20 protein-coding genes are annotated in these 23,553 nt (G+C 55.7%); 10 read left to right on the top strand and 10 right to left on the bottom strand.

What is annotated here, in order from left to right; genetic code table 11:
• The first annotated feature begins 222 nt into the window (after positions 1-222).
• Positions 223-507 carry a heavy-metal-associated domain-containing protein gene (locus DFO48_RS03545; RefSeq protein WP_034398819.1) on the top strand — a complete coding sequence of 95 codons (285 nt, stop codon included), beginning with the start codon at positions 223-225 and terminating at the stop codon, positions 505-507.
• A 51-nt stretch (positions 508-558) separates the two neighbouring features.
• Here the strand turns inward: DFO48_RS03545 and DFO48_RS03540 are convergent, their stop codons facing one another.
• Positions 559-1,950 carry a heavy metal sensor histidine kinase gene (locus tag DFO48_RS03540; protein WP_114862545.1) on the bottom strand — a complete coding sequence of 464 codons (1,392 nt, stop codon included), beginning with the start codon at positions 1,948-1,950 and terminating at the stop codon, positions 559-561.
• Complete coding sequence (locus DFO48_RS03535; RefSeq protein WP_034371158.1) at positions 1,951-2,634, bottom strand: heavy metal response regulator transcription factor; 684 nt, start codon at positions 2,632-2,634, stop codon at positions 1,951-1,953.
• A gap of 366 nt (positions 2,635-3,000) precedes the next feature.
• Between DFO48_RS03535 and DFO48_RS03530 the strand changes: the two genes are divergently transcribed.
• The 5 genes from DFO48_RS03530 (at position 3,001) to DFO48_RS03510 (ending at position 10,102) form a co-directional block, all read left to right on the top strand.
• The gene (locus DFO48_RS03530; RefSeq protein WP_114862544.1) at positions 3,001-4,872 is read left to right on the top strand and encodes a copper resistance system multicopper oxidase; all 1,872 of its coding nucleotides are present in this window, start codon (positions 3,001-3,003) and stop codon (positions 4,870-4,872) included.
• A gap of 25 nt (positions 4,873-4,897) precedes the next feature.
• On the top strand, positions 4,898-5,869 hold the full coding sequence (locus tag DFO48_RS03525; protein WP_179954953.1) for a copper resistance protein B: 972 nt from the start codon (positions 4,898-4,900) through the stop codon (positions 5,867-5,869).
• A 111-nt stretch (positions 5,870-5,980) separates the two neighbouring features.
• Complete coding sequence (gene copC / locus DFO48_RS03520; RefSeq protein WP_003055083.1) at positions 5,981-6,367, top strand: copper homeostasis periplasmic binding protein CopC; 387 nt, start codon at positions 5,981-5,983, stop codon at positions 6,365-6,367.
• A 4-nt stretch (positions 6,368-6,371) separates the two neighbouring features.
• On the top strand, positions 6,372-7,298 hold the full coding sequence (copD, locus tag DFO48_RS03515; RefSeq protein WP_114862543.1) for a copper homeostasis membrane protein CopD: 927 nt from the start codon (positions 6,372-6,374) through the stop codon (positions 7,296-7,298).
• 392 nt (positions 7,299-7,690) lie between these two features.
• Positions 7,691-10,102: a heavy metal translocating P-type ATPase gene (locus tag DFO48_RS03510; protein WP_370449553.1), complete on the top strand. Its 2,412-nt coding sequence runs from the start codon at positions 7,691-7,693 to the stop codon at positions 10,100-10,102.
• Between the two features lie 314 nt (positions 10,103-10,416).
• On the opposite strand, the gene DFO48_RS03505 is transcribed toward DFO48_RS03510, so the two are convergent.
• Positions 10,417-11,235 (bottom strand): SprT-like domain-containing protein, encoded by an 819-nt coding sequence (locus DFO48_RS03505; RefSeq protein WP_059441460.1) that lies wholly within the window; start codon positions 11,233-11,235, stop codon positions 10,417-10,419.
• A gap of 85 nt (positions 11,236-11,320) precedes the next feature.
• On the opposite strand from DFO48_RS03505, the gene DFO48_RS03500 reads away from it, so the two are divergent.
• Together DFO48_RS03500 and DFO48_RS03495 are read left to right on the top strand one after the other, a co-directional pair.
• Positions 11,321-11,536, top strand: coding sequence for a DUF2191 domain-containing protein (locus DFO48_RS03500; protein ID WP_059441461.1), 216 nt, complete (start codon positions 11,321-11,323; stop codon positions 11,534-11,536).
• A complete protein-coding gene (locus tag DFO48_RS03495) occupies positions 11,536-11,922 on the top strand; it encodes a type II toxin-antitoxin system VapC family toxin (protein ID WP_083994787.1) in 387 nt (128 codons plus the stop codon). Before DFO48_RS03500 ends, DFO48_RS03495 begins: the two co-directional genes overlap by 1 nt.
• Positions 11,923-12,496: 574 nt before the next feature.
• On the opposite strand, the gene DFO48_RS03490 is transcribed toward DFO48_RS03495, so the two are convergent.
• The 4 genes from DFO48_RS03490 to DFO48_RS03475 all read right to left on the bottom strand — a co-directional run bounded on the left by DFO48_RS03490 (position 12,497) and on the right by DFO48_RS03475 (position 18,991).
• On the bottom strand, positions 12,497-14,446 hold the full coding sequence (locus DFO48_RS03490; RefSeq protein WP_114862542.1) for a cytochrome c/FTR1 family iron permease: 1,950 nt from the start codon (positions 14,444-14,446) through the stop codon (positions 12,497-12,499).
• A 230-nt stretch (positions 14,447-14,676) separates the two neighbouring features.
• On the bottom strand, positions 14,677-15,480 hold the full coding sequence (locus tag DFO48_RS03485; protein ID WP_114862541.1) for an undecaprenyl-diphosphate phosphatase: 804 nt from the start codon (positions 15,478-15,480) through the stop codon (positions 14,677-14,679).
• Positions 15,481-15,567: 87 nt separating this feature from the next.
• Positions 15,568-16,074 (bottom strand): signal peptidase II, encoded by a 507-nt coding sequence (gene lspA, locus DFO48_RS03480; protein WP_114862540.1) that lies wholly within the window; start codon positions 16,072-16,074, stop codon positions 15,568-15,570.
• The gene (locus tag DFO48_RS03475) at positions 16,064-18,991 is read right to left on the bottom strand and encodes a heavy metal translocating P-type ATPase (protein ID WP_199406950.1); all 2,928 of its coding nucleotides are present in this window, start codon (positions 18,989-18,991) and stop codon (positions 16,064-16,066) included. The genes lspA and DFO48_RS03475 overlap by 11 nt, the downstream gene beginning before the upstream one ends.
• 186 nt (positions 18,992-19,177) lie before the next feature.
• Here DFO48_RS03475 and cadR point away from each other — a divergent pair, with 186 nt between their 5' ends.
• Both cadR and DFO48_RS03465 read left to right on the top strand, forming a co-directional pair.
• On the top strand, positions 19,178-19,597 hold the full coding sequence (gene cadR, locus DFO48_RS03470; RefSeq protein ID WP_114862538.1) for a Cd(II)/Pb(II)-responsive transcriptional regulator: 420 nt from the start codon (positions 19,178-19,180) through the stop codon (positions 19,595-19,597).
• Positions 19,598-19,850: 253 nt separating this feature from the next.
• On the top strand, positions 19,851-20,117 hold the full coding sequence (locus tag DFO48_RS03465) for a hypothetical protein (RefSeq protein WP_233506298.1): 267 nt from the start codon (positions 19,851-19,853) through the stop codon (positions 20,115-20,117).
• A gap of 7 nt (positions 20,118-20,124) precedes the next feature.
• Here DFO48_RS03465 and DFO48_RS03460 read toward each other — a convergent pair whose 3' ends face one another.
• Genes DFO48_RS03460 through DFO48_RS03450 form a run of 3 tightly spaced genes read right to left on the bottom strand, consistent with a single transcriptional unit; the run spans position 20,125 to position 23,539 of the window.
• Positions 20,125-21,741, bottom strand: coding sequence for a conjugal transfer protein TraG N-terminal domain-containing protein (locus DFO48_RS03460; RefSeq protein ID WP_114862536.1), 1,617 nt, complete (start codon positions 21,739-21,741; stop codon positions 20,125-20,127).
• Positions 21,742-21,746: 5 nt separating this feature from the next.
• On the bottom strand, positions 21,747-22,160 hold the full coding sequence (locus tag DFO48_RS03455; RefSeq protein WP_114862535.1) for a hypothetical protein: 414 nt from the start codon (positions 22,158-22,160) through the stop codon (positions 21,747-21,749).
• A complete protein-coding gene (locus DFO48_RS03450) occupies positions 22,157-23,539 on the bottom strand; it encodes an integrating conjugative element protein (protein ID WP_019042342.1) in 1,383 nt (460 codons plus the stop codon). Before DFO48_RS03450 ends, DFO48_RS03455 begins: the two co-directional genes overlap by 4 nt.
• Positions 23,540-23,553 lie beyond the last annotated feature (14 nt).

The raw sequence follows: 23,553 nt of genomic DNA, 5'->3' as shown, positions 1-23,553 counted from the left end.
AGGAAGCAGAGCCCAACAAAAACAGGACTGTCCGGTGACATTGTTGTCAGCTTTTTCGCGGCAGTTCTTATCCCAAATCTGTACACCAAAAGCCCAAAGCGAAAAGTGAAGACCAACCTAGTTGGTGTACACAGCGTGCTCCAGTGCTTGTGCAGACAGACACTTGACATTCACATGATGTGAAGGATGAAACTTTAGCCACAAGCTTTAAAGGAGTACGTAATGGCTATTTTTCGCATCAATGACATGAAATGTGGTGCCTGTGCCGCGCGGATTCAGCGCTCCATTTTGGCAATCGATGATGAAGCAAATATCGGAGTGCATGCGCGCGATAAAACGGTGCAAGTCTCCGGCGATCTGAGCGACACCGACTACATGTTGGCTATCCAGGCCGCTGGATACACTCCAGAATTATTGGCGTTAGCCGAAACCGAGCAGGCAAATGCTGAGGAGCCGCAGTCGAAATGTTGCGGCTCAACTTCAGCAAAGACCTCTTGCTGTGGATAGCGTCTTCCTTCGCTCAATAAAAACCGGTTTTCGATCTGCTTAGGAAGTCGGCTACGGCTTGGGGAATTTCAAGGTGAAGCGAGTTCGTCCATCAGCAGAAGTGGCCGCAATGGAGCCGCCATGGGCTTCAGCAATCGCTCGGGTGATCGCCAAACCCAATCCGCTACCGTCTGAGTCCGGATGAGCCCTGGAAGGGTCAGCTCGGTAGAATCGGTCAAATAACCTGGGCAGGACTTTGGGATCAATGTCCTGTCCTGTATTTTCCACAGTGACAAGTGTCCAAGAAGCTGCGGTCTCAATGTCGATGGTGACCATGCCTGCTTGCGGCGTGTAGCGCAAAGCATTAGATAGCAAATTACTCACAGCACGATGAAACATCAGCCGATCACCATCAATGAGTCCATCGCCTTTTAATTTCAAATGAATTTGCTTTTCTTCCGCGACAGCCTCGTAGAACTCCAGCAATGCATATGCTTCTTGTTTTGCGAAGAACTGCTCCTTACGCGGCAAGCTCACGCCCCGTTCGGTTTTGGCCAGGAACAGCATATCTGACACCATGCGAGCCAAACGCTGAAACTCTTCGGCATTCGAGGCAAGAATGTCTCTGTATGTCGCGGCATCACGCTTGGACGCCAGCACAACCTGAGTCTGGGTCAACAGGTTGCTGATGGGTGTACGTAGTTCATGGGCCAAGTCAGACGCGAAATCTGTCAGTCGCTGAAAATCATCCTGCAACCGATCCAGCATGCGATTGAGCTCATGCGCCAGATCGGCCATTTCAACGGGCACAGCCTCGACCGGCATGCGTTCACTCATCTTCTGCCCGGTCACAACTGCCGCCCGTGATTTCATCTCTCGCAGCGGTGCCAGCCCTTGTCGAGCGGCGAGCCAAGACAGAAGCGAGCACAGCAAAATTGCGGCAATCACATAAATGGCGAAGCTTGCTCGAATTCCGTCGAGAAATTGAATGTGATGCTTTGTGTCTGCAGCGATCAGTACCTTTAATGGTGACGGTGCGTAGGCCGGTAGCGTCTCAAAGCTCAAGGTGTGGAATTCTGCATCTGCGTGCCGCCACACCCCAAACGATCCTTCCTTGTCGATAAAACCCGAGTTGCGATCCGGCACTGCAAAGCCGGATGCGGGCGATTGAAATACGGTTTCTCCTTGGGCATCCTTCACCTGGACTTGAAGATCCTCGTGATAGTTCAGTGCCTCATTTAAACGCCAACGAGCATCATCGACCGACTTGGTGTTCTGGAGAATTTTCTCAATCAAATGGCGCTTGTCCTGAAGCGTCATTCGGTCCAGTTCCACGAAATGCTTTTCTGTAACAACTAGGAACAAACCACCTAAGCCAAGCACTACGGCTGCCGCAACAGACGTGAAGAAAAGGGCCAAACGACTAGTTAAAGAGAGCTTTCCCTTGCGATTGAGACGCTGCACCTATTCCTCCTCAGGAACGTCAAGCACGTAGCCCATTCCCCGTACGGTCTGGATCAGTTTGATCGAGTGGCCTTCATCAATTTTGGCTCGCAGACGGCGCATGGCCACCTCGATGACATTGGTATCACTATCGAAGTTCATGTCCCATACCTGTGATGCGATCAATGAACGTGGCAGCACCTCCCCATGTCGGCGCATCAACAACTCCAGGAGTCCGAACTCTTTGGCAGTGAGATCAACACGTTTGCCACTGCGAGATACGCGGCGACGCAGCAGGTCTAGCTCAAGATCTGCAACAGTCAGAGTAGTGCCTTCGTTGGCCGGATGTCCGCGTCTAAGAATGATGCGAACTCTGGCAAGTAGCTCCGCAAACGAAAACGGCTTCACCAGGTAATCATCTGCACCGAGCTCTAGCCCTTTGACGCGATCTTCGACATGGTCCCGTGCAGTAAGGAACAGAACCGGCATATGTAGTCCCCGATCACGCAGAGCTTGGAGGACCTGCCAACCATTGAGACCCGGCAGCATGACGTCCAAGATCACCAATGAGTATTCTCCTTGCAGAGCCATATGCAAGCCATCTGAACCATTTGGAACCAGATCAGCAATGTAGCCAGCTTCGGTCAATCCTTGGCGCAGGTACTCACCTGTTTTAGGCTCATCCTCGACAATCAAAACCCTCATGTAATCGCTCCGCTGCAGTAGATGCTCAAGAGTGTGCCTAGTTTGACGCCCTCTGACATGAAGATAAGAAAAATGTAATGCTCCTGAAATCCTGGCGATAGAAAGACTTAACACTGCCTAGTTGCTCCCTCCTGGTCAGTCATCAAGCGTGGCGAGCAGAGTGAACCTCCTGGCTGCAACGAAGGCATTTCTTGATAGACGCCTCCAGTCGCAGTGAACATGACGCGAGCATTACATGAATGTAATGAGCGAGTCACTCCACCGAAATTCAGCGCGCCCTAGCATACTGAACATATCGAGCGCTCTTTGCTTCAAGCAAGCGTCGCCGAAAACGATTTTGTTGAAAGCTCTGGAGGATTTCACCTTATGCCGCGTCATTCGCCATTTTTTGTCACTCCCACTCAAGGGTTCTCTCGTCGGCGCTTCGTTCAGGGACTGGCCGCAGGAGGCGTGCTGGCGGGCCTGTCAACGCAGTCGCTCATGGCATTCGCGCAGCAGAGCTCAACAGTCCGTGGGGCCGCGCCGGTGCTGAAGGGTAACGAGTTCGATCTGGTGATCGCCGAGTCCGCAGTGAACTTTACGGGCAAGCCTGGCATGGCGACAACGATCAATGGATCGCTTCCTGCACCAACCCTGCGCTGGCGAGAGGGTGAGACGGTGACGATTCGCGTCACGAACAAGCTTCGCGAGGCCACTTCTATTCATTGGCACGGCATTATCTTGCCCTACCAGATGGATGGAGTTCCAGGCATCAGCTTTGCGGGCATTCCTCCTGGAGAGACGTTTACCTACCGCTTCAAGGTTCAGCAAAGCGGTTCCTACTGGTATCACTCACATTCAGGCATGCAGGAACTCACCGGCATGTATGGAGCGATCATCATTGATCCCGCAGGACCTGAGACTATCCGTGCAGATCGTGACCATGTCGTGCTCTTCTCTGACTGGACTGACGAAGACCCCATGCGCGTTTTCGCAAAGCTCAAGGTTCAGGGCGACTACTACAACTACAACCAGCCCACGGTCTTTGATTTCTTCCGTGATGCATCGCGTGATGGCGTGTCAGCGGCATTAGACAAGCGCAAGATGTGGAACGAGATGCGCATGAATCCAACGGATTTAGCCGATCTCTCTTCTGCGACCCTGACCTACCTCGCAAATGGCGTCACACCTGCCGGCAATTGGACTGCTCTTTTCCGCCCAGGCGAGCGTGTCCGACTGCGCATGGTCAATGGCGCGGGCAATACTTTCTATGACGTACGTATTCCGGGTCTGAAGCTCACGGTGGTGCATGTTGACGGCGTCGACGTAGAGCCTGTGACTGTCGATGAATTCCGATTCGGCCCTGGCGAAACCATAGACGTGATTGTCGAGCCACGTGATGACGCCTATACGATCTTTGCTCAGTCGATGGACCGAACAGGCTACGCACGCGCTACGTTAGCAGTGCGCGAAGGTCTGCAAGCTCCTGTCCCCGCACTCGATCCCGTCGAATGGCTGGGTATGAGCGACATGATGGGCGCCATGAGCCATGGCACTGCCGGAGCCGACATGGAGATGTCTGGCATGTCTGGGATGACCGGCATGACGGGCATGGCTGGTATGTCGGGGGCAATGGCAGGCATGGATCATGGTGCGATGGGCGGCATGAATCACGGTGGTATGGCGATGGACCATAGTCAGCATGCCAGGTCTGCTGGGGGCTTGGCAGTGCCCAGCACCACAGCACGCCATGCTCGCACTGAATATGGCGCGAGAACAGATATGCGAGTCGATATGGCCCGCACCAATCTCGACGATCCCGGTATCGGTCTGCGCAATAACGGCAGACGCGTGCTGACCTTGGCCGATCTACATACACCTTCAGGTCCGATGGACTCGCGCGGTCCTGGACGAGAGGTGGAGTTGCACCTGACGGGCAATATGGAGCGTTATTCCTGGTCTCTTGATGGATTGGAGTTCGGGCAATCAACGCCTGTTCACTTCCGTCACGGCGAGCGTTTGCGGGTCATCCTACACAACGACACCATGATGACTCACCCTATGCACTTGCATGGGATGTGGAGTGAACTGGAGAGCCCTGATGGTCGATTCCTCGCCCGTCGACACACCTTGCCAGTACAGCCTGCGCAACGCATCAGCTTCTTGGTGACGGCAGATGCTCTGGGGCGCTGGGCATGGCATTGCCACCTGATGTTCCACATGGATGCAGGCATGTTCCGCGAAGTCGTAGTGTCTTGAACAAACCTCACAAGGAAGATCAAAAATGTCCAAAGCACTCCCTATTCGTGCATTGTCCACTGCGCTCCTCGCTCTGGTGAGTATTGCGGCCCAGGCGCAAAGCGACCATTCATCGCATGGCCAAGCGGATATGCAAATGGAAGCACCGGCAAGCCCTGCCACAACTGCAGCTGATCCACATGCAGGTCATGGTGCTATGACTGGCAGCGCTGCAAGCGGCCCTGCGATGGATCACGGCAGCATGCAGATGCAAGGGGGATCCGCACCTCCAGATGCTCGCGACCCACATGGGTATTCCAATGGGCTGACCTTGGGATCGGGCGATTACGCGGTGCCTGGCGTCCCGCGCTTGATGCTTGCGGACGAGCATACCTTTGCCTCGCTGCGTGGTGAGACCCTGGAACGCCGTTTTTCACGCAGAGGTGATGATTCAACGGCCTATGACTTGCAAGCATGGTACGGGACCTCATACAACAAAGCTGTCTTGAAGGCAGAAGGTGACGTCGCCAAAGGAAAGCTCGAAGAGTCTCGCACCGAACTGCTATGGAGCCGTGCTGCCACAACCTATTGGGATACACAGCTTGGTCTGCGCTTAGACAACGGCGTGGGACCTAGCCGTCAATGGCTGGCATTTGGTGTACAGGGCCTAGCCCCTTACTGGTTCGAGCTGGAGGCCACAGCCTATGTTGGCAGTGGCGGCAGAACTGCGCTTCGCCTAAATGCAAGCTACGAACTATTGCTGACTCAGCGCCTGATCCTTGAGCCTAGAGCTGAAATGCAGTTTTACGGCAAGGATGATCCAGAGCGCCACATCGGCAAGGGCCTAGCCGAAGCATCTGCGGGCTTGCGACTGCGCTACGAGTTCAGCCGTCAGTTCGCTCCATATATCGGCGTCGAACGTGCGGGCAGTTTCGGGCGAACCGCAGATCTCGTTCGTGCAGACGGCGGCCGTGCTCAACAAACACGATGGGTGGCCGGTGTCCGCTTCTGGTTCTAGCCAGACCAATGTGCACTTCCTCGCTGGCGCGTTCTTGAGGGCGCGCCAACTCCATAGACCCAGATTCGCAATCGATTTTCAAACCACCATCACACTTAGATAGGAGTCCTCATGAACCGCTCAACCCTGGTAGCTAAGTACATCGCACCAATCGCCGCAACTCTGTTCGCTTCTGCAGCATTTGCCCATCCTTCGCTAGTCTCCTCGTCACCTGCGGATAAGTCGCAGGTTGCTGCACCTGCAACGATTGAGCTGAAGTTCTCGGAAACGCTGGTTCCTCAGTTCTCGGCTGCGAACTTGATCATGACGGGCATGCCCGGGATGCCGAACCACGGTGCAATGAAGGTCAGCGCAAGCGTCTCTGGCGCTAGCGATGGCAAAACCATGGTCATTACTCCTGCGCAAGCACTTCAACCCGGTGCCTATCGCGTGGATTGGCGTGCCGTGTCTTCGGACACACACCCGATCAATGGCAATGTCACATTTCAGGTGAAGTAACCAAATGGCCGAGGATTGGTTCACCATCGTTTTGCGCCTTGCGCTTTATCTGGACATGGCAGCGGCTTTTGGCGTCGCCATGTTTGGCGTCTATGCCCTTGGCCATGACGAGCGATCCTTGGCAATTGCGCGCAGCTATCGAATATGTGTCGGTGCATTTGCAGCATTCGGAATTGGGCTGTCCGTGGTCAGCATGACAGTCCTTGCCAAGGCAATGTCCGGTGCGCAAACATATGCCGAGTTATCAACACATGTTTTCGAGATGCTCATCACCGGCACTCACATGGGCCTTGCTTGGTGCATTCGTATTCTTGCGCTAGCGCTTTGCATCTTGATTGCCCTAGTGAAGTTCAATCCAACGTTTCGCTTCGTTGCCATGTCCGCATCTAGCGGTGTAGCGCTGGCGACACTGGCCTGGGCTGGTCACGGTGCGATGGACGACGGAATGCGTGGATACGTCCACCTTGCTTCAGATATCTTCCATCTCTGGGCAGCAGGTGCATGGGTCGGCGCGTTACTTGCTTTTTTGATCTTAGCAACAAGTAGGGCAAATGCGACACAGGACACTGTCGCCATATTGAGCCGAACATCAAACGGCTTCGCCCATATCGGAACTCTTATCGTTTTCGTTCTTGCGGCCAGTGGTGTAGTCAACTATGTATTGATCGCAGGGCCTTCGCTTGATCCGCTTGTTTCGACACTCTATGGTCAGTTGCTGCTAGGCAAGCTAGTGCTGGTTCTCGGAATGCTTGCTTTGGCAGCTGCAAATCGGTTCCGGCTTAGTCCAAGTCTGGAGGCATCATTGGGCTCAGGGAATCGCGCGCAAGCAGTCGCCAAGCTACGCCAGAGTCTGTTCATGGAAGCAACACTGGCAGTTCTGGTTTTGGCGAGTGTGGCTTGGCTAGGGATTCTTTCGCCAAAAGGAATTTGAACCTTTAGATCACCCACCGACAGCTGACACGGGGACTGCACAAGGCAGAACTGCACACGCAGAGGAAGGGTACATCGCTTCGGAGGATTCATGCTTGGATGATCTCCGTGTCATGTAGTCATGGCAAAGGCCACCTCAACCCCAGAATCATTTCGTGGATTGAGATGGCCACAAACACCGTACTCAAGTTGCGGTACCTCAGAAGAGGTGGACAGAGTTATTTCTCAAGCAGATTCTGGCTTGACATTCACATGGTGTAAGAGCCAAGAATCGATCCAACATCGCGAAGGGCCATCTGCATGCAACATCATCAGCATCGATCTTCTTCAGAATCAGTTGAGTTGGAAAAAACCATAACTGACGCCGAGCCTCTGCAGGATCCTGTTTGCGGTATGACTGTCTCTCCACAGTCGCCCCATCGGATAGTTCACGAAGGACGGATCTATCGCTTCTGCAGTAACGGTTGCCAGCAAAAATTTGCTCATGGCCCTGCGCAATTCATATCGAGTAACGAGCAGGCTGATCACGCAGGAGGGGACACAGTCTATGTATGCCCAATGCATCCTGAAGTCCATCAAGATCATCCGGGGCGCTGCCCCAAGTGCCAAATGCATTTGGTGCCTGAGGCCCAGTTGCTCAGCTCGCACGAACATGCTCATGGGTCTGCAAGACATTCAGATCAGAAATCGTTTGATGACCCGGGCGTGGTTCCGGCAGGAACGATCTATACCTGCCCGATGCATCCGGAGGTCCGGCAAGATCATCCCGGAAACTGCCCCAAGTGTGGAATGACTCTTGAGCCACTGATCCCGGTTGGAGAAGAGGACAACAGCGAGTTGCAAGACTTCCAACGGCGATTCTGGTGGACGCTACCACTCACACTGATTGTTACTACTCTGGCCATGTTCGGACACAAGTTCGGCTGGTTCACTATGCAGACCCAAACATGGGTCGAGTTGGCTCTTTCGCTGCCCGTAGTGCTATGGACAGGCTGGCCCTTTTTTGTTCGAGGCTGGCAGTCAATCATCCACCGCAGTCCGAACATGTGGACGTTGATCAGCTTGGGATCGGGAGCCGCCTTTGTCTACAGCCTCGTAGCGACGCTGGCACCTGGTGTGTTTCCCGACTCGTTCGTATCCATGGGCCGTGTAGCTGTTTATTTCGAGGCAGCGGTGGTCATCATTTCTTTGACCATGTTGGGGCAGATCATTGAGCTGAAGGCTCGCTCTCAGACCTCGGCCGCTATCAAATCATTGCTTAGCCTAGCTCCTAAGACGGCAAGGCGTATCAATGCAGATGGCAGTGAGGAAGATGTTCCCCTCAGCCACGTGCATGTCGGAGACCTGCTGCGCGTACGTCCAGGCGAGAAAGTACCCGTGGATGGCATTGTCACGGAAGGTCAAAGCGCCGTTGATGAATCGATGCTCACGGGCGAGCCAATACCTGTGACAAAGCGCGTTGACGACAAACTGATCGGCGCCACACTCAATACGAGTGGAGCTCTGGTCATGAGGTCAGAAAAGGTGGGCACTGCCACCATGCTCTCCCAGATAGTTCAGATGGTTGCATCGGCCCAACGGTCTAAGGCACCGATGCAGCGAATGGCCGACGTAGTGGCTGGAAAGTTCGTTCTGGTTGTCGTGCTAGTTGCTGTAGTGACCTTCTTCGTCTGGGGAATTTTTGGCCCAGAGCCCAGTTGGGTGTTTGGGTTGATCAATGCCGTCGCGGTACTCATCATCGCCTGCCCATGTGCGCTAGGTTTGGCCACACCCATGTCAGTAATGGTGGCCACAGGGCGCGCTGCAGAGCAAGGCGTTTTGTTCCGTGACGCGGGCGCCATCGAAAAAATGCGTGAAGTGGATACCCTCATCGTAGATAAAACGGGCACCCTTACAGAAGGTCGGCCTGCGTTCGATAAAGCGATTCCTGCTCCAGATTTCACCGCTGACGAAGTTTTGAGGCTTGCCGCTAGCTTGGATCAGGGTAGCGAGCATCCGCTTGCGGATGCCATCGTCCGAGCTGCACGTGAACAAGGCTTGCAGCTCGCTAAACCTGTGGACTTCGATTCCGCCAGCGGTATTGGTGTACGTGGAACCGTTGAGGGGCGGCGCTTGGCATTAGGCAACACCACATTGATGGCTCAAGAGGGCGTATCTGTATCTTCCTTGCAAGCGGACGGAGAACGCCTGCGAGGAGAGGGTGCAAGCATCATGCATTTAGCGGCTGATGGGAAGTTCGCGGGCATTCTGGCGGTAACAGACCCTATCAAAGCTAGCACTCTGGATGCCATCCAAACGCTTCATGCAAGCGGCTTGCGAATTGTCATGGCAACCGGAGATGGTCTGACCACAGCCAAGGCTGTTGGTGCCAAGCTTGGAATTGATGAAGTCCATGGCGAAGTCAAGCCCGCCGACAAGCTAGCTCTCGTGGAGCGATTGCAAAGTGAAGGCCATGTGGTTGCCATGGCTGGTGACGGGATCAACGATGCGCCGGCCTTGGCAAAAGCTGATGTAGGTGTAGCCATGGGAACAGGGACCGACGTAGCAATGAACAGCGGTCAGATCACGCTGGTCAAGGGTGATTTGCGTGGCATTGCCCAGTCTCGTGAAATCTCAACTGACACAGTGCGCAACATGCGTCAGAACTTGCTGTTTGCCTTTATATACAACGGAATTGGTGTACCGATTGCTGCGGGAGTTCTGTATCCGTTTACAGGGTGGCTTCTGTCGCCAATGATCGCAGCACTCGCTATGAGCCTGAGTTCGGCGTCTGTAATCTTCAATGCACTGCGTTTAAGAAGGTAGCGGTTGCATTGGTGATTTTCAGTTTACTTACGCGGCCGTTCCGCTCAATGCCTCGGGGTCATTCATCGGGTGAATACAAGCATTGAGCTTGATGGTGCCGGACTGCGCTCAAAACGTTTGAGCGTGCTTGAGCAAGAGGCTGGGAATTATCTACTGTAGCGGGGCAGTCCAGTCGCTCTCCATACCGGAAACCGAATGATTGTCAGTTGTTCTTTCTAAGACAAGCCAGAATGGAATGCAGGCAGATGTTAGCCAGTCCGGTCAAACGAGCGAAGTTTATGCGTGCGCTCGATGAATCTCCTGTCGTTGATGATTTATTGAACGTCAAAACTTTTTCTGCACTCACCACATATCAGCTTAATGCCCGGTTTCCCCCAGACGGATATCGAATCTTTGCAGCCGGTGCAACTGTATTTCACTCGGTTCGACTTGTTCGCAGGGGCAATCAGTGCCCCCTCATCATCGGTAGCGGTCGCGAAAGCTTGGCCGGCGGGCTTCAAAGCTTCTGCCAATGCGGGCATGCTGACCATCGGCGGCTTGCTGCCCTCAATTCCTTGAATGTGGTTGGCCATGCTGGCTTGGCCTGCAAGTACGTGATCTACCGAAGGGAAACGATCGTACCAACTGAGCTGAAACTTTGCTGTCAGCAGCTCCTGGCAAGCAGTCAGAAACCTGCCGCTTGCGACCGCATAGTCCGCCATGCAATCACCGGTTCGCGCGCCACCGGGTTGCCCGGTGGAAGAGGGCATGAGCCCAATGCTTTCCATCTTTCGTGCCCATTCCTCGTTGTGGTACCGGCCTCTCCCAGGCTTTCCGAAATGGTGCTGCCACAAGTGCGTCATTTCATGGACTTGGGTCTGGAGTGTTTCGATGATCGGTACGACCGCAAAGTAGGTCGGATTCATCGCAATCTCATCCGTGGTTGAGCCGTCCAACGAGGCAAAGCGAGCTGCAGAGAAGTAGCCGAAAGTCCGCTTTTTCCACTGCAGCGTAATCAAGCAGCTTGGAAGCTGCCCCTCAAACAGCCGCTCGTTGAAATGGTCGTAGGCCATCTGCAGCTCCTTGTAGGTTTCCTGCGTGGGCGCCAAGCGGGGTGAGGACACAAGGTCAAGCTGGTTTGGCTGATTGATCATATTTGTATTGTGCAATACAAATCATCATTCACAAACATCCAATCTGATGCGACAATGCATCAAATTTGATGTTAAAGGAGTAGCCATGAGGTCGACCTTTACGATCGACGACGAAGTCGTGAACCGTGCCCGTGCTGTTGCAGCGCCTGGTATTGCTGTGCCTGAACTAGTACGCCTAGCACTTGAAACCTTCACTCGCGTCGAGGCAGGCAAGCGCTTGGCTGCCCTGGGCGGAAGCGTGCCAGACATGCCTGATGTGCCACGCCGTGGCAGTGAGGCGGATGCTGAAGGCTCTCGCTGATGCCGGTGTCCGTTCTAGTCGATACATCGGTGTGGGTGAGGCATTTTCGTGAGGCCGACACACACCTGCAGGAGCTGCTGGTGCAAGACAGCGTGCTGATGCATCCCATGGTGCATGCAGAGTTGGCCTGCGGCACGCCGCCAGCGCCGCGTGCCGATACGCTCGCAGCTTTGGCCATGCTGCGTCCGAGCCAGGAAGCGTCAATTCCCGAGACTTTGGCCTTCCTTGAGAATAACAAGCTATTCGGTAAGGGCTGCGGCTTGGTCGATCTATCGCTGCTGGCCTCGACGCTAATCACACCAGGCGCTTTGCTTTGGACTGCAGATCGACGCCTCGCGGAGTTGGCCGCTCAGCTTGGCGTGGCCTATGCCATACCAACGCATTGAGAGTCGGGAAAGCCCTTCTTCGTCGATCGGATAAGCAGACGCCGAACCTCGCCGCATCCTGAAGTCGCGCCGACCGCATTAAGACAAGAAGTGCTGCTACTCAATCCGCAGCATTAGCTAAATGCCATCAACGTCATAGCGCAAATAAGCTTTCAGGTTTTTATACTGTACATCCATGCAGGTAAAAGCCATGACAGCAGCAACTCACTCCATTCCGTTCCAAGCAGAGGCGATCAATGGCAAGGCCATGGTTAAGGAACTGAAACCGAGCCGCTGATATAAAAAAAGAGCCTGCCGTCCACGGCAGGCTCTTTGGTTAAGACATTCGTTTAGGCGCAAAGCGTACTAGCAGAGCTCTAAATTCGCGAGCCATCGTGGGCTTTCGTTTAGCTGCTACCAACCGCCGAAAATTGGACTAAAACAGGCATCCGTTATTGGCAGTACAGGTGTGTGCTTCCGGCTACTGCTGTTGGACATTCCCCAATGGATCATGTTTTTGCTGGCGCCTGAAGATCTCTGAGAGTAGGGGGCTCGGAGCATGCCCGAAACACCCCACTAAGTGCGCCTATTAGTCTCAAACGATTCGGGGGGTTCGAGCCTTCACGGCGTTCATGGCAAAGCCCGCTAAAGCAACGGCAAACACCAAAGCTTGGGCAATCGCGGTTTCCGCTGACGGATAGATGCCAAGCACTTCAATGCGCGGCCAATGGATCGGGCTCGCGCTCAACCAGCCGGCCTCCTGGAGGCCGGCAACCCCCTTGCCAGCGAGCACTACCGCGAGCACCGCAACCAGGATCGAACTGAGGCTGAAGAACTTGCCAATCGGCATGCGCGCACTGCTCCGCAGCATAAGCCATGCAATGACGGCTAGGATGGCCACTCCGCATACCAATCCGCCTAGCAAGGCACTGTTGTTGCCGTCACTGGTCAGTGCCGAGTAAAACAACACGGTCTCAAACACCTCGCGGTAGACGGCGATGAACGACAAGGCGAACAATGCCCACGCTGAACGCCGCGTCATAGCTGCCGAAAGTTTTTCCTTTAGGTAGGCCTGCCACTTGCCCGCTGCGCTTTTCTGGTGCATCCAGAGCCCTACGCTCAGCAGCACAACGGACGCGAACAGAGATGAAACCCCCTCGGTCACCTCACGGCTTGCGCCGCTGATGCTCATGAAGTAGGTGGCCACCGCCCAGGTCAGACCACCGCAAGCCAGTGCGGCCACCCAACCACCATGCACATAGCCCAGCACATCGCGTCGCTCTGCCTTCTTCAGGAAAGCCAGCATTCCCACGACGATCAACAGCGCTTCAACCCCTTCGCGTAGCAGGATCGTGAGGGAGGCAACGAAGGTGGTTAGTGGGTCTGCCTTATTAGCGCCGAGTTCGGCGTCCACCTGGGCAAACAGATCGTCCAACTTCTGTGCTGTGGCATCGGCTTGTTCCAACCGCCCACCGGCGAGCGCACCGCGATAGGCCAGCATGGCATTTTCGACTTCTGTGAGAAGTGCCTGGTTGCGCGCGCGCAATGCAGGCTCCAGCGGCTCAAAACCATCCAAGTAGGCCGACAGGCCCAGTCGTGTTGCGCTGGCCCGGTCACCCGCGCGCGCCGCGGCAAGGCTCTCCTGAAGGAGCGAGCGGGCCTGGGTTAGTCCGCCAGAGCCGCTCACGACAGCGGTGACTTCTGGGTGGCTACGAACATATGCGGTGAGGTCGCGAGCAGCGTCTGGAGCTATCAGTTCGGATAAAGCGGCTTCGGTCAAGGTCGCTGCAGCAGCTAGGTCGGGAAAGACAGCCTTAGCGGCGGTGTCTCGACCCCAGGATTGTTCGCCGCGAGCACGCATGGCATCGTCATGCGACAGTGTTCCTGTGAAGAAGGCCAGCGCCCATCGATCCTCGTCAGCGAGCGTGCCAAAGCCCGGCATCGATGTGCCGGTCATGCCTTGAGAAATAACCTGGTACAGCGCGAGCACACTTCGCGAACGGGCACGATCATGATCGGTGAAGGCGATCGGGGGCGGGTCTAGCTTGGTGCTGAGTGGGCCGTCGCCAGCACCCGTTGCCCCGTGGCATGACGCGCACTTGGTTTCAAACAGCACCTTAGCGCGTGCGAGATCCGGTGGCTGAGTCGGAGATAGCGGAAACGGATAGGCTTTGACCAACGCCGCAGCCAGCGAATTGGCGCTGTCGGCCACTGCTTTGGCGTCCGCCTTTGCGGCAATGAGGTCTCCGAGCACTTTGGCCTGCCGCTGCAACTCGGGCAGCATCGCAGTGCTCGGCAATGCGGCGAGCTGCAGTACAGCGGTTGCCGCGAACTCCTTCATTTCTTCGTATTCGCTCGCACTTTGAATCTGGCCGTTGCTTACTGCGCCACCATAGTCAACCGCCAGGTAGTCCAGCAACTGCCAGGTCTGCTTAGCCTGATCACTGGCGGCAGGGTCGGCAGCCCAGGCGGGAGAAGCCGACCAGAGCACAAACAATGCGGCTATTGCCAGGAATCTTCTGGCGTAAAGAGAAAGCATTTTCATGATATGGAAGCGTTATTGATTCTCATTTTATTCAGAATATGGTCTACTGGGCGTTGCCCAAGGCCGTTCGGCATAAGTTTCTAAAAAGGAGATTTGCTTGTTGTAGGCAAAAAATGACTTAACCCACAACGCCAAATATCTTAGGTTGCATTTCTCGATCGAGTCACAGCCAACTGTGCTGAATGCCTTTAAGAGGCAACATATCCATCTTCGTCGTGGTTGCTGAACGATTACGTGACAACCGCTGCCAAGATTAGTGTCCCCAGTGCAATGCGATACCACGCGAAAACTCCAAATCCATGTCCGGTCAGATAGCGCATCAGAAGGCGTATGGCAAGCAGCGCAAATGCGAAAGAGGCAAGGAGACCCATTACAAAAACGCCGACGTCGTCGCTCGACAATGCGTCCCAGTGCTTGAAGAGGTTGTATCCGGAGGCGGCCCCCAAGATTGGAATGCCAAGGAAAAACGAAAACTCCGTCGCAGCCTGCCGTGAAGCCCCGAACAATAGCCCGCCGATAATCGTCGCGCCTGAGCGCGAAGTACCCGGCCAAAGTGCAAAGCACTGCACAAAACCAATCTTCAATGCGTCGATTCGACTGATCTCTTCGGCACGCTCGGCCTTTACATGCACGGGCCGTCGCTCGGCCCACAAAATCGCGATACCACCGACTACGAGTGCGACGGCCACTGGCCCAGGGCTAAATAGCAGCCTCTGCACATGAGATCCAATCAGCAATCCGAGCACTGCCGCAGGCATGAATGCTATGGCGAGGTTCACTAAGAACCGGCGTGATTCCTGATCGGCACGCGCTGAAACAACAACGCTTGCCAGACGAGCCCTATATTCCCAGATGACCGCGAGCATCGCGCCGAACTGGATGAACACTTCAAAGACGTCGCGTTTCTCTTTCGCAAGGAATGAGAGCGCATTGCCCGCAAGGATCAAGTGCCCTGTCGAGGAGACTGGCAAGAATTCCGTGATGCCTTCGACGACGCCCATCATTAGCGTCTTGAGAATAAGTTCAGCGTGCATTTGCAGACGACAGTGGTAGCGCCGAGTGGGTCATCAGTTTCTCCGAATCCATGTTCACGGCTCCGCATGTGTCAATGAAAAGATGGATCATCGTGCTGGCGAATGGGAATCTGCGCCGTTTCGTTCATGGCCGCGAAAAGCAGCGATCAGCAGAAACCCCGCTCCCAGGGTGATGCCAATGTCGGCTGCATTGAACGCCGGCCAGTGCCAATCACCCCAATGGAAATCGAGCCAGTCCACCACGGCCCCATGCCGCACGCGATCAATAACATTGCCGAGAGCGCCTCCGAGAATTGCCGCATAGCCCACAGCATCAGGTGTTGCAGTCTTTTCGCGGGCAATAAGCCAGGTGAGAAAGGCAGAAGCAGCAATGCCAAGAGCAACTAAAAAGCTGCGTTGCCACCCACCCGCCTGCGCCAAGAAGCTGAAGGCCGCACCTGGATTCAGCCAATGCCCGATGTTGAACCATGGTGTGATTTCATGGGAGCCATACAAAGGAATCCACGCGACGATGGCCGCCTTGGTCGCTATGTCGGCGGTAAGCACAGTCACGGCCAGCAGGTATACCCACATATTAGTCCTCTTAATGGCCATGGGGCTTGATTTCCTCAGACGACCGCAGCAAGCGCATCCCATTGAAAACGACGGCCAGGCTAGCCCCCATGTCGGCCAGAATCGCCAGCCACAGACTTGCATGTCCAGTAATGGCCAAGGCCATGAACACCGCCTTTGTCCCAAGCGCAAACACGATATTGGCCGTCAAGATGCCCGCAACGCGATGCGATAGTCGGATGAACTCCGGAAGCTTACGGAGGTTGTCTTGCATCAATGCGACGTCAGCCGTTTCGATCGCTGTATCGGTGCCAGCAGCGCCCATCGCAAAGCCAATGCTCGACTTGGCCAACGCTGGCGCATCGTTAACGCCATCCCCTACCATACCGACTGGCCCGCGCGCGAGTAGCCCTTCGATTGCCAACAGTTTGTCCTGCGGAAGTAGTTCGCCCTTGGCGTCGGTGATGCCCACCTGCGCAGCCACGGCTTGCGCGGTTTTCGAATTATCCCCAGTCAACATGACTGGCTCGATCCCCAGCAACCTGAGTTCGGCGATCGCTTGCCGGCTGGTGTCGCGCACCGTGTCGGCCACGGCCAGCAGGGCGAGTACTTTCTGGTCAGCTGCGAGGAGCACAACGGTCTTGGCCTCGTTCTCCAACGCATCGAGCTGAGTCTCGATCTCAAGTGTTGAAAGTCCCAGCTCTTTGATCAGCCGGTGGTTGCCGACGTAATAGACATCTCCATCGACGTTGCCTTTGACGCCTCGTCCAGGGATCGCTTCGAAATTGCTCACCTGAGCGTGCGGTTGGTTGTAGCCAGCCACGATGGCAGTGGCCACAGGATGCTCCGACAGCGCATCGATGCTCGCTGCAATGCGCAGAACTTCTTCAGTCGGCTGGCCACGCAACGGTATGACATCGGTCAGAGAAGGGCGACCATGAGTCAGGGTTCCCGTCTTGTCCAAAGCCACCGATTTCAGGTGTCGCCCCTGTTCGAGGTAAAGACCGCCCTTGACGAGGATGCCCCGGCGTGCGGCAGCTGCCAGGCCGCTGACCACGGTAACCGGCGTGGAGATCACCAATGCGCAGGGGCAGGCAATGACCAGCATCACCAGCGCTTTGTAGACCCATTCGAACCAGGGCTGCCCGAAAGCGAACGGAGGAATGACTGCAACGGCAAGAGCAACCGCGAAGACCGCCGGTGTATAGATGCTGGCGAACTTGTCCACGAAGCGCTGCGTGGGTGCGCGTTGCCCCTGCGCTTCCTGCACCGATCGTGCAATACGGTCGAGGGTGGTTTCACCCTTTCGAGAGGTGACGCGGAACTCCAGCGTGCCGCGCTCGTTGATGGTGCCGGCGAAGACCGTGGCACCGGCGGTTTTCTCCACGGGCATGCTCTCACCGGTGATCGGCGCCTGGTTTACCGATGATTGACCCGCGACGACTTCACCATCCAATGCGATGCGTTCACCCGGACGCACCCGCACAACACTGCCGAGCGGCACGGAATCCGCCTTGACTTCACGCCATTGCCCGTCCGGCTGATGTACCAATGCGTTCTCCGGCGCCAGATCCATCAGCTTGCGGATGGCATTGCGGGCCCGATCCAGGCTCAAGGCCTCAATTATCTCAGCGATACCGAAGAGCCAGATGACCACCGCCGCCTCAGGCCACTGACCAATCAGGGCCGCCCCGATGACGGCGACCGTCATCAACAGGTTCATGTTCAGCGAGCGCGTCTTCAGCGCAATCCAGCCCTTCTTGAGGGTCTCGACCCCACCCAAGCTGATGGCCGCGAGGCAAGCAAGAATGATGGGCCAGGAGGCCTCGGATGCCCCCGCAAAGACCATGGCCTCTGCGCCGAGCGCTAGTACGCCGGAGACCGCCATCCGAATCCATTGCCCGCGCGAGATGCTGGTGCCGAAATCACGGGGCGCGGATGGCTCTGGGTCGGACGTGCTTTGGAGCACTGGAGCCATGCCGAGTCGCTCAATCGCGGTCGTTACCGGAGCCAGATCGGCAAGATCGTGGCTCACCGTAAGCGTACGGCCCATCAGATTGAATTTCAGGGCTTTCACCCCTGGCATGCCTTCGAGCGCCTTGCGCAGCAGCCCCTCCTCGGTTGGACAGTCCATTTTTTCAATGAGGTAGACGGCCTGGTCCTGCGGCGCGGTGTCGCCGCTGCGCTCGATGCTGGCCTTCATGCCAACATCGTTCAGCGCCTTGAGGATCGGCGCAGGGTCCGGCAAATGATGCAGAACATCGAGCCGTCGCCCCATTAGGTTGAAATCCAGTCGCTCGATACCGTTGATTGAACCCAAGCGCTTGCGGATCGTTGCCTCTTCGGTGGGGCAATCCATATTCGGAATAAGGAAGCATGTACCGTTTCCTGTCGCCGGTGTCCGGATTGAAGACGCCGCCATGCGAGGGGGGAGGGCTTCGACAGCGATTGGCATGCTACCCGCCGTCTTTTCTACCGGCTGCATACCCAGATTCACGATGGCCTGGGCAATCGGAGTGGTATCGGTGAGCGTATGGGATACCGTCAACGTGTGGGCCTTCAGGTCGAAGTCCAACTTCTCTACCCCTTCCAAAGGCTCCAGCGTTGCGCGCAACTGGCGTTCTTCGCTGGGGCAATCCATTTGCTGGATGAGATAGACAAGCTGCGAAGACCTGGGTTGCACGACCGCCTGCATGCCAATGTCGTGAAGTGCACGCAGGATTGCATTTCGGCCGGCAGGTCCATGTACTACTTCCAAGTAATGAGCGGGCAAGTCAAAAACTACATCTTGGATGCCATCAATTTGCGCTAGCCGCTTGCGGATCTGGGCTTCCTCGCTAGGGCAGTCCATATTGCGTATGAAATAACCTGTCACGAGCGGCTCAACTGTCGCTTTCGTGGTTCCTGTAGGGCACCCACATGTTGAGCCGCAAGTTGCTTGCGTCATTGCATTGTTCATAGTCAGTTGTCCTTGAATTTTTGATCGCTGGTTCGCTGCAGGAAGCAACGGCATCAGGTGCGACAGCGCACTCTGTTTGATCATCACGCCGTCACTTGACTTCGGAGTCCATCTAGCGCATCATTAAAAACCCTAAAGCAGATTGAGAGTCAAGGGAAACCCGCAACTAGTTCCAGGGAATACAGAGTGAAGATCGGTGAATTGGCCAGCGCGACAGGGGTGCAGATCCCAACAATTCGTTTCTACGAGCAGGAGGGATTGCTGCCGCCTGCAGCACGGACGGCAGGCAACTACAGGCGATATGACGGATCGCACGTCCAGCGACTAGCGTTTGTGCGAAATTGCCGCTCGTTGGATATTGGGCTGGACGATATCCGGTCTTTACTTCAATTGAAAGATAGGCAGTGCGAACCTTGCGGCGAGGTCAATGAGCTTCTGGACAAACATATCCTCCAGCTAGTCAAACGCATTGAGGAGCTGAAGGCTCTCGAGGGACAGTTGATCGCCCTTAGAGCGCAATGCTGTTCCGGGCAAGTCGTCGAGCTGTGTGGAATACTTGATGGCCTGTCATCGGCGTTGCAAAGTCCGGTGCCAAGGATGTTATGAAAGATATCGGCCGTCTACTCAGCGAACCCAAGAGTTTGCCTCGGAAGAGATTTGATTTACACGAGGCGTCTGCATGGACGATGGACTTTCGGTGTATTGCGCATACTTGCACAGGTACTTCTGATTTGATCGCGCAACGTTGACAATCTGAACCTCAGTCGGTTCGATACATAGAAACATCACGCCCAACCTTCTAGGGATGTCGAAGTCACTCAATTTGGATCGTGTGGAATGCACGATCTACCAGGGAAACATGAAGATCCATTTCATATCGTTGGGGCTTCTTATGCTCAAGTTCTTAATCGCACTCATCGGCCTACTTTGGCGATTCGCCCTCATTATTGGTGGGTTGGTGCTCGGATCGTTCTGGAATGCAGCCTTGGCCTTCTTCACGTCACCCAAGACTATTGAAGAAAGCACCTCAATTTCCTCTGCATACGATGCTCATACAGCATTCCAGAATGGGGAAGTAGGCATGGCGGACCTTCAGTATTATTGTCAACAAGAAGAAGATCTTTAAATTACGATCACCGCTTTAAGCGAATGCTTGAGCCTTTGCCTGCTTTGTCAGAAAGATTGTCTGCCTTGTTAATACTGGAGTTCTCAAACCCCACACGATAGCCGACCCACGCCATCATGGAACTCCAGATAAGCGGAAGTGCGATGAACATCACCGCTAATAATGTGTTGAGGATTATTCGTTTATACAACTGCGGCTGACCAGAACTAATACTATGGGTGATCTCTTGCATCAATGCCGATCCTGTAAAGCCAGGGTACATGGCGTCGATCAAGTGGGCATCAAGCCATCGTGCGACGAACCACATTACGGCCCAGAATTTGATCGTGAATATAGCTAGTCCACCAACCAGCATCACCTTGAGGTCATAGCCACTGATTAAGATGATTAAGGGTAGGAACATATAAAGAGCCATCAACACTAGTGCTTGTAGCATTGGCAGCATATTAAGCATCGGGGCCATACTGAGCGACGACTCAAACGCTTGCTGAGCCACGCCGATGGTACTAATTCCCCCAGTGACAGTTCGCCAAGCATTCGTACCCTTGCCATAGTCATCGCCGAGCATTTTGTCTGGGCTGACAAAAGTTGGGTTGGCCTTCTCGAAGGCCAGTTTGGCCATGGCATCCTTGGCCTCATCTGTCGAGTTAAACGTGATAGAGTTTTGGGCGACTTGCAAGAGACTCCGCCATGTCGAGGTGTTGCTGGTGAGGCGCTCTCGCACTCCTCCGGTAGCAGCATCAGCTTCCCACCATTGCTTGCAGGTTGGGCGCCCCCAGTCCGGGTTCATAAAGCCCTGATCCGAAGCGCCACCTTGCATGTATTCGCTGTCGCGATTGAAGTCGATGCTCCAGCCAGGCACCGGGTTATATGAGCGCATCACGTCATAGAAACCGGGCTCTGTTCGGAACAACTGGCTGCCGACCCAGTCCACATCCGTGGGGCCATAGATGCTTCCCTCAGCAAGAATGCCCCGGCCGCTTGCCGAGATCTGGTTCTTGTCCATTGAGAAATACTGGCTCCGTGCCGGCACAAAGCACTCGCTGTAGAAGCGCTGCACATCGTGCAACAGAGCCGGATCTTCAATCGTGGCCATCCTGGCCAGATCTGCTACGACGCGCAGATCGCGTTCAGAGCTGGTCATGCCCGCCCGAAAAGCGCCATTGATGCCAGAGGACAGCCCCATGACGCTGTACCACCACAAGGGGACATAGGACAGGTTTCCAGATCGGGCAAAAGAGCCGTTCACCGCGTCTGCCATGGCTCGGTCGTAGCCCGAGTTCGTCCCGCCCTGTGTCGACACGACCTGGGGCTCAGAACCATCTGCAGCCCGCTCTGGCTTGTAGCTGAGATTGATGTTGTGCAGCGAGGTAAAAGGCGTTGTCGCAAAGCACAGCGCCATAACCAGCAATGCCGTAATCAGCTTGGTCTGTATGGACTCGATGAGAGCCAGCACGCCGTTAAACCCTGCGCCTTCTTCTTTGGCGCTATGCCACGCGTTAAACGCGATGAGCGCGAAGGGCAGGGCGGCCAGGCCGGTGCCGGTCAAAATCTCGCCGAGTAAGTTGGCGAATGCCCAGCCGTAGAGCGTCGTAAATAGTTCAAGATAGCTATCGAGCTGCATATCGATCAGGAGATAAGGCCCATGATGAATCGGGCAATATTGCCCGCGCCAATTGGCACGAGTGCCAAGTACATGGCCAGCATGCCGGCGACGCGCCAGCGCATAGCCAGCACCGCCCGCAGCTCATGCTTGGCCACGTAGCCGCGTCTGAATCCCCAGGCCACGATCGGACGCCAGCTCACAATCACCCAACTGCACAGGGCGGTCTGAGTAAGCGTCCCGAGTTGCGCGCCCTTGCGAAACCACGCTGAGACAGATACGACCTGTGAGGGCTCCAGCTTGAGCAGCCAGGTCAATAGGGTGCCGCCAATCAATACGATCAAGGCACCGTAGATGAGCCAGGGCAGCCAACGACGAAGCCGCCCCTTACGCTTTGGAACTGGCTCAGACGCTTCCACGACTTTTTCGGTGTCGGTCATCTTGTGCTCACACGTCCATCGACCAACGGCGCAGGATCTGCACGCGTGCCCCCTTGCACATCCATCGACGCGGCACCGGCTTGCTGCTGGTTGCCCATAATCGACAAAGCTGTCTCGCCGGTCATTTCTTTGCGTATGCGGAACTCGAACATCATGTCGTTGATGTACTGAGTCAGGCGGTCAATCTTCGTCTGCACCTCGGATCTAACGGGAGCAGCGCCCGTGGCCTCGGGCAGGCTCATGCCGGAGATCAGCGCGTTACGCGCGATCAACGCCTTGTCGATGGTCTTGTAGACCGCAACCTCCTGGGCCAGGCGGTTAATGGCCACGGACCGCACATCGGTCGGCAGCTTACGCACAGCGTCCATCAGCTGTGGGCTCACGGCCATGCCGGGAGCGCTGACCTTGGCCAGGTCGGCATGGCTGCTTGAAGTGCTGAAGCCCATATTGCGCATCGTGGGCAGTACCTCGTCGAGCTCGCGCTCGAATTTCGGGGCCAGGCCGGTCGCCGTCGAGGTGATGGTGGGGCTCGGGCAATCGGAGCCTTGGGTGCACATATAGATTTTCTGGTCGCCAAGAACTTCGGCGCTCCAGCGAGCCAGGTCGTCCGGGGTCTTGAAGGCCTGGACCAGGCGCGTCGATGCCAGCGAGGAGCTGCCGTAGTTCGCCGTCGACAGGGAGTTGGCTGCCTTGTTGATGGTGACGTTGTAGCCGGCGACGGCCAGGTCGCGGATTGGCTGGATAGGTGGGGTCCCAGCCCCACCGGCACGGCTGCCAAATACCCATGGCAACCCGGCACGCTGGCCCGCCTCGTTCTTGTTGATATCGAGCTTGGCATTAACCACGCTGCCGCCCGTATTGGCCTTGACCTTCCAGGCATCGCCCTTGGCCAGGGCTATGTACTCCTCATACGGGTCCTGGCCATTCTTAATCATCGCCTCCATGTCCTCACAGGTCTTCAGCGATGCAGAGACCAGCAGATCCGCCTTCTGGCTGAAGTTTTGGAAGAGCTGATAGAGGCCTGGCTGCGCGCGCTGCAGGAAATACAGCGGCAGGGCCGAGATACCGGCTTGCACGGCCCCGGTAATCGTCGCACCCAGGTTCTGGATGCTATTCATGAGGTCCGACCACGATAGCCCGATGTCAAACTTCCCGCAGGAATAGTTCGCGCGGACGCCGGCACCCAACTGCATCGATAGCGCGCTGCGATGTGGGGCAGCGCTGATCGGCGAGCCCCCGCCCATCCGATAGTAGAGGCCCGACGAGGTAATCGTCTGGGCGGCCGCAGGTGTCACGACCGACGGAGCCAGCACGCAGGCCAAGGTCACGGCCGCGCAGATCCGCTTGAAGCGCAGAGAAGAGGAGTGTGCGATTGTCATAGTGAAATTGGAGT

The sequence above is a fragment of the Comamonas sp. AG1104 genome (assembly GCF_003350425.1).
GTDB classification, from domain to species: Bacteria; Pseudomonadota; Gammaproteobacteria; order Burkholderiales; family Burkholderiaceae_C; genus Comamonas; species Comamonas testosteroni.
This window is presented reverse-complemented; position numbering and strand designations above follow the sequence as displayed.